General features: G+C 70.2%; 6 protein-coding genes. 3 read left to right on the forward strand and 3 right to left on the reverse strand.

Translation table 11 applies throughout. The features are described 5' to 3' along the window. Together ACLN58_RS15570 and ACLN58_RS15575 are read left to right on the forward strand one after the other, a co-directional pair. On the forward strand, positions 1–1,201 hold a 1,201-nt coding region (locus ACLN58_RS15570; protein WP_415856167.1), incomplete at its 5' end, for an AMP-binding protein. Positions 1,202–1,203: 2 nt separating this feature from the next. Continuing rightward, the gene (locus ACLN58_RS15575) at positions 1,204–1,713 is read left to right on the forward strand and encodes a MarR family winged helix-turn-helix transcriptional regulator (protein WP_415856168.1); all 510 of its coding nucleotides are present in this window, start codon (positions 1,204–1,206) and stop codon (positions 1,711–1,713) included. Positions 1,714–1,719: 6 nt separating this feature from the next. Here the strand turns inward: ACLN58_RS15575 and mmsB are convergent, their stop codons facing one another. The 3 genes from mmsB to ACLN58_RS15590 all read right to left on the reverse strand — a co-directional run bounded on the left by mmsB (position 1,720) and on the right by ACLN58_RS15590 (position 5,260). Then, entirely contained in the window at positions 1,720–2,649 is a 930-nt protein-coding gene (gene mmsB, locus ACLN58_RS15580; protein WP_415856169.1) for a 3-hydroxyisobutyrate dehydrogenase, read from the reverse strand. A gap of 4 nt (positions 2,650–2,653) precedes the next feature. Continuing rightward, positions 2,654–4,153, reverse strand: coding sequence for a CoA-acylating methylmalonate-semialdehyde dehydrogenase (locus tag ACLN58_RS15585; RefSeq protein ID WP_415856170.1), 1,500 nt, complete (start codon positions 4,151–4,153; stop codon positions 2,654–2,656). A 192-nt stretch (positions 4,154–4,345) separates the two neighbouring features. Further along, the gene (locus ACLN58_RS15590; RefSeq protein ID WP_415856171.1) at positions 4,346–5,260 is read right to left on the reverse strand and encodes an aminodeoxychorismate lyase; all 915 of its coding nucleotides are present in this window, start codon (positions 5,258–5,260) and stop codon (positions 4,346–4,348) included. Between the two features lie 22 nt (positions 5,261–5,282). Here ACLN58_RS15590 and cls point away from each other — a divergent pair, with 22 nt between their 5' ends. Beyond that, a complete protein-coding gene (gene cls / locus ACLN58_RS15595; protein WP_415856172.1) occupies positions 5,283–6,752 on the forward strand; it encodes a cardiolipin synthase in 1,470 nt (489 codons plus the stop codon). The last annotated feature ends 62 nt before the right edge of the window (positions 6,753–6,814 follow it).

The following is a 6,814-nucleotide window of genomic DNA, read 5'->3' on the forward strand; positions in this document are numbered from 1 at the left end:
CCGCGCTGTGCTCGACTATGCCGAGTCCCGCCAAGCGAGCGCAGACTTCGCGCCCGACGCCCCGACGCGCGCCGACGACACGCTCCTGCTGTACTTCACGTCCGGCACGACGTCGAAGCCCAAGCTCGTCGAGCACACCCACGTCTCGTACCCCGTGGGCCACCTGTCGACGATGTACTGGATCGGCCTCGAGCCGGGGGACGTGCACCTCAACGTCGCCTCGCCGGGGTGGGCGAAGCACGCGTGGTCGAACGTCTTCGCGCCGTGGATCGCCGAGGCGACCGTGTTCATCTACAACTACGAGCGCTTCGACGCGGCCGCGCTCATGGACAACATGGGCCGCGAGGGCGTCACGAGCTTCTGCGCACCGCCCACCGTGTGGCGCATGCTCATCCAGTCCGACCTCACGCGGCTCGCCGCGCCGCCGCGCAAGGCCGTGTCGGCGGGCGAGCCGCTCAACGCCGAGGTCATCGGCCAGGTGCAGCGCGCGTGGGGCGTCACGATCCGCGACGGATTCGGGCAGACCGAGACCACCGTGCAGGTCGCGAACACGCCCGGCCTGCCCGTCACCGCCGGTGCGATGGGGCGCCCGCTGCCAGGCTACGACGTCGTCCTCGTGGACCCCGCGACAGGCGAGGAGGGGGACGAGGGCGAGCTGTGCCTCCGCCTCGATCCGCGCCCCGTGGGGCTCATGGCCGGGTATCACGGCGACCCCGAGCGCACGGCCGAGGCGTTCCGCGGCGGCTACTACCACACGGGCGACATGGCGAGCCGCGGAACCGGCGGGGTCATCACGTACGTGGGTCGGGGCGACGACGTGTTCAAGTCGTCCGACTACCGGCTCTCGCCGTTCGAGCTCGAGAGCGTGCTCATCGAGCATCCGGCCGTCGCGGAGGCCGCGGTGGTGCCCTCGCCCGATCCCGTCAAGCTCTCGGTGCCGAAGGCGTTCGTGGTGCTCGCCGCGGGCTACGAGCCCAGCCCCGCACTCGCCGAGGAGATCCTGGCGTACGCGCGCGCCCACCTCGCGCCGTTCAAACGGATCCGGCGCCTCGAGTTCAGCGAGCTGCCCAAGACCATCTCCGGCAAGATCCGGCGCGTCGAGCTGCGGCACGGCGAGGAGGCGCGTCGCTCGGGCGCAGGCGTGCCGCAGGGCGCGGGTGTCGAGTACTCCGAGGCCGATTTCCCCGGCCTCAAGGACTAGCCGTGGCCACCCCTCTTCCGCGCGACCCCATCGCCGACGCCCGGCGCAACTGGGAGCGGCACGGGTGGGGGAACGTCGCCGCGCCGATGGCCGCGATCACGGCGATCATGCGGACGCAGCAGATCCTGCTGGCCCGGATCGAGGACGTGCTCAAGCCGTTCGGGCTCACGTTCGCGCGCTACGAGCTGCTCGCGCTCCTGAGCTTCGCGCGCGGCGGCTCGCTGCCCATGAGCCGGGCCAGCGCCCTCCTGCAGGTCCACCCGACGTCGGTGACGAACGCCGTCGACCGCCTCGAGCAGGCCGGGCTCGTGGCGCGCTCGCCGCACCCCACGGACGGGCGCACCACGCTCATCGGGCTCACCCGGGAGGGGCGCGGGCTTGTCGAACGGGCGACGGCGGCGCTCAACACCGAGGTCTTCGCCCGCTCGGGCTTCACGGACGATGACGTCGAGCAGCTCATCAGCGTGCTCGGCGGCTTCCGCCGGAGGGCGGGGGACTTCGTCGACCCGTAGTCCGGCCTACTTTCCGCCCGAGCGGTCGCGGATGTCGGTGATGATTCCCGAGAAGTCGCGGACAGCGCCGCCGCCGGCCGCGAATTCGTCGTAGATCTTCGACGCGAGCGGGCCCATCTGCGCGGCCACGCCCGTACTCTCGACCGCCTGCAGCGCGAGCCTGAGGTCCTTCGCCATGAGCGCGCCGGAGAAGCCGGGCTGGTAGTCGCGGTTTGCCGGGCTCGCGGGCACGGGGCCGGGCACGGGGCAGTTCGTGGTGAGGGCCCAGCACTGGCCGGACGCGTGGGCCGCGACGTCGAAGAGCACCTCGTCCTTGAGGCCCAGGTGCTCGCCGAGCACGAAGGCCTCGCTCACGGCGATCATCGAGACCCCGAGGATCATGTTGTTGCAGACCTTGGCGGCCTGGCCGGCCCCGTGGCCGCCGCAGTGCACGATCCGCTTCCCCATGAGTTCCAGCACGGGGTGGATGGCCGCGAAGTCCGCGTCGTCGCCGCCGACCATGAACGTGAGCGTCGCGGCCTCCGCCCCGACGACGCCGCCCGAGACCGGGGCGTCGACGAAGCGGTGGCCTGCTCCCGTCGCCGCGGCGGCGGCCTCGCGGGCCTCGCTCACGTTGATCGTCGAGCAATCGAGGAACAGCGTGCCAGGGGCCGCACCCGCGAGGAGGCCGGGCTGGCCGTCCTTCCCGCGGTACAGGTCGAGGACCTGCTGGCCGGCCTGCAGCATCGTGAGGATGACGGCGGCGCCCTCCGCGGCCTCCTCGGCCGAGCCCGCGACCTTGACGCCGTGCTCGCGCGCGGCGTCCGCGGCGGCCGGGAACGGGTCGTAGCCGACCACCTCGTGGCCCGCCTTGACGAGGTTCGCAGCCATCGGCCCGCCCATGTGCCCAAGGCCGAGGAACGCGATCCGACCGGTCGAGACCTCCTGATCCGTCATGCGACTAGCTCCCTTCCGGCATGATGAAGTGCGCGCCCTGGCGGATCCCCGAAGGCCAGCGGCTCGTGACCGTCTTGGTCTTGGTGTAGAAGCGGAACGCGTCGGGGCCGTGCTGGTTGAGGTCGCCGAAGCCGGAGGCCTTCCAGCCGCCGAACGTGTAGTAGGCGATCGGCACGGGGATCGGCACGTTGATGCCCACCATGCCGACCTCGACGCGGCTCGCGAAGTCGCGCGCCGAATCGCCGTCGCGCGTGAAGATCGCCACGCCGTTGCCGTAAGGATTCTCGCTGCACAGCCGCAGCGCCTCCTCGTAGTCCTCGGCGCGGACCACGCTCAGCACGGGACCGAAGATCTCGTCGCGGTAGATGCTCATCTCCGGGGTCACGCGGTCGAACAGGGTGGGACCCACCCAGAAGCCGGCCTCGTAGCCCTCGACCTTCGCGCCGCGCCCGTCCGTGACGAGCGAGGCGCCCTCCTCGACGCCGGCCGTGATGTAGCCCTCGATCCGCTCCTTCGCCGCCGCCGAGACGACCGGCCCGAAATCGGAGCCCTTGTCGAGGCTTGCGCCGACCGTGAGGCCCTTGATGCGGTGCTCGAGGGCGGCGACGAGGCGGTCTCCCGTCTCCTCGCCGACGGGGACGGCGACGGAGATGGCCATGCAGCGCTCGCCGGCCGAGCCATACGCGGCCCCGATGAGTGCATCCGCGGCCATGTCCAGATCGGCGTCCGGCATGATCACCATGTGGTTCTTCGCCCCGCCGAAGCACTGCGCGCGCTTGCCATGCGCCGCGGCGGTTGCGTAGATGTACTGCGCGATCGGGGTCGAGCCGACGAAACCGATCGCCTTGACCCGCGGATCCGTCAGGAGCGCGTCCACGGCCACCTTGTCGCCGTTGACCACGCTGAACACGCCGTCGGGCATGCCCGCCTCGGTGAACAGCTCGGCGAGGCGAAGCGGCACCGAGGGATCGCGTTCGGACGGCTTGAGGATGAACGCGTTGCCCGCCGCGAGCGCCGGACCGCATTGCCACAGCGGGATCATGGCAGGGAAGTTGAACGGCGAGATGCCGGCGACGACGCCAAGCGGCTGGCGCAGCGAGTGGACGTCGATGCCCTGGCCCACGCCGGTGGAGAATTCGCCCTTGAGAAGGTGGGGCGCCCCCGCCGAGAACTCGATGACCTCGATGCCGCGCTGCACGTCGCTCCGCGCGTCGGCGAGCGTCTTGCCATGCTCCCGCGAGAGCAGCGCGGCGATCTCGTCGAGGTGCTCGTTGACGAGGTCGACAAACTTGAGCAGGATCCTCGCGCGGCGTTGGGGGTTGAGGGCTGCCCATTCGGCTTGGCCCTTCTCGGCGGCCGCGATCGCGCCGCTGACCTCGTCCACGCTCGCGAACGGGACTCGACCCTGGACCTCGCCAGCGCAGGGATCGTAGATGTCGCCGAAGCGGCCGGATGTCCCCTCGACCCTCTGCCCGCCCACGTAGTGGGAAAGTTCGTACACCATGGCGGAGCGCTCCTTTGCGGCCCTGGTTGTGATCCACGTCTCTTCGGGATCTAGCATCGAAGATACTCGGACTTCCAACTAATTTCCAGAGCTCGGCGAGCCTTGCACCGCCACCTATGCAGGGTGCGACCCTTGCGCCGTCACTTACGCAGGGTGCGCACCCCGCGAAGCTGACGGCGCAACGGGAGGGGGCTAGGCGATGCGGTCGAAGAGCCCCGCGAGCTCCTCCGTGAGCGCCTTGACGAGCTCGGGCTCGGCGCCGATCGGCTTCCCATCGATGTGGTTCACGGGCGTGAGCAGCCGCACGGAGGAGATGAGCCACACGGCGTCGGCGTGGAAGAGGTCGTCCGGCTCGAGCGGGCCGTAGCCGAGCTCCCAGCCGGCATCCTTGGCCGCGCCGAACAGCGCGCCCTGCGACGTGCCGGGCAGGATCCCGGAGTCGAGCTGCGGGGTGACCAGACGCTTCGCGGTGACCCGCCCGCCGTCGTCCGTTTCCGCATGGGCGACCAGAACGGTCGAGGTGGGGCCCTCGAGGACCTTGCCGTCGGAGGAGGTGAAGATGACGTCGTCGGCGCCGCGATCGTGGGCGTAGCGCAGCGCGGCCATGTTGACGGCGTAGCTGAGCGTCTTCGCACCGAGGAGGAGCCACGGCGCGCGCTCGGCGACGTCGGAGTCGTAGCCGCGGTCCAGGAGGAGCACGTCGATCCCGTGCTCGCGCTGCCGCTTCGCCGACGGCGCCGGCGCGAACGCCGTGACCCAGCACGTCGGCGTGTGCGTGCCCTCGACTCCGCGCGTCGCGACGAGCCGCACCACGACCTCGTCCAGCACGCCCACCGTGCGCTGGTACTCCGCGAGCGCCGTCACGATCGCCCGCTCCCACGCCTCGTGCCCAGGCAGGTCGAGGTGCAGCATGCGCGCGCTCGAGGCGAGCCGCGAGAGGTGCGCGGGGAGCTTGCGGACGTGCCCGTCGAGCACCAGAAGCGTCTCGAACACGCCGTCGCCGCGGGAGACGCCAAGATCCGTCGCAAAGAGCGTGGGCCTGCTGGCATCCTCGATGCGTCCGTCGGGCTCGGCAGGGTCGAGGAATACAAGCACGTGGTGGGTCATGGGGACAGCTTAGGCTGTGGCCATGGTCTTCCAGCTGCCTCTCGTATGGGTACTGCCCAACTGGATGACGTTGCTACTGGCGGTCGTCGACCTCGTGATCCGCGTCGCGGTGGTGGGCATCATCCCCGGCAACCGCCGCCCGACGACCGCCATGGCCTGGCTCCTCGCAATCTTCTTCGTCCCGACCGTCGGGCTGCTCCTGTTCCTCATGTTCGGCAACTTCCGGCTGTCCCGGAAGCGGCGCGAGCAGCAGCAGGACATCGACGTGCGGGTTCGCGCGCTCGTCGCCGAGACCGACGACGCCGGCCCTGCTCTCGCGGGTGCCGAATGGCTTCATTCGGCGGCGGAGCTCAATCGCCGGCTCGGCTCGCTGCCCATGGTCGACGGCAACGCCGTGCGCCTCATTCCCGACTACGAGAACTCGCTCGCGGACATGGCCGAGGCCGTCCGCGGGGCGAAGCGGTTCGTCAACGCCGAGTTCTACATCATGAGTTCGGACGAGGTGACGGACGAGCTCTTCACGGCCCTCGAGGACGCCGCGGCGCGCGGCGTCGAGGTCCGCCTCCTGTACGACCACATCGGCACCGCCCGAATCCGCGGCTACCGTGGCCTGCTCCGGCGGCTCCGCGCGTCGAAGATCATGTGGCGGCGCATGCTCCCGCTCCTGCCGCTCCTCGGCCAGTGGCGCCGGCCGGACCTCCGGAACCACCGCAAGATCCTCGTGGTCGACGGCGAAGTCGCGTTCACGGGCTCGCTCAACCTCATCGAGCGTTCGTACCGGAACCCGCGCCATCGCCGCGCGGGGCGCAAATGGGTCGAGCTCATGGCACGCGTCGAAGGGCCGGCCGTGACCACTCTCAACGTCGTCTTCGCGACGGACTGGCTCGGCGAGACCGGCCAGCTGCTCTCCGAGCAGATGGAGCCGCCAGCCCCCGCGGGTGACGAGCCCGCACAGGTGGTGCCGAGCGGGCCCGCGTTCGCCAACGAGAACAACCTGCGCCTCTTCAACACGCTCATCTATTCCGCCCAGCACCGGCTCTCGATCTGCAGCCCCTACTTCGTCCCGGACGATTCGCTGCTCTACGCCGTCACGACCGCGGCCCAGCGCGGCGTGGACGTCGAGCTGTTCGTGTCCGAACAGGGCGACCAGTTCCTGGTACACCACGCGCAGCAGTCGTACTACGAGGTGCTGCTCGCCGCGGGCGTCAAGATCTACCGGTACCCCAAGCCGTTCGTGCTCCACGCGAAGCACTTCACGGTCGACGACGACGTGGCTGTCCTGGGCTCCTCGAACATGGACATGCGCTCGTTCTCGCTCAATATGGAGGTCTCGCTCATGCTGCCCGGCGCGGGGATCGTGGCTCAGATGCGCGAGGTCGAGGATCTCTACCGGGCCGTGAGCCTGCCCCTCGACCTCGACGCGTGGCGGAGCCGCTCGATCCTGAGCCGCTACGTGGACAACGTCGCGCGCCTCACGGCCACGGTGCAGTGAGGGCCGTCCCTTCATGCCCAGCTAGAGAACCAACCCGGCCATCTGCCCCGGCGTGTCGGCCT

This window comes from Sinomonas sp. G460-2, from assembly GCF_047759905.1.
Taxonomy (GTDB): domain Bacteria; phylum Actinomycetota; class Actinomycetes; order Actinomycetales; family Micrococcaceae; genus Sinomonas.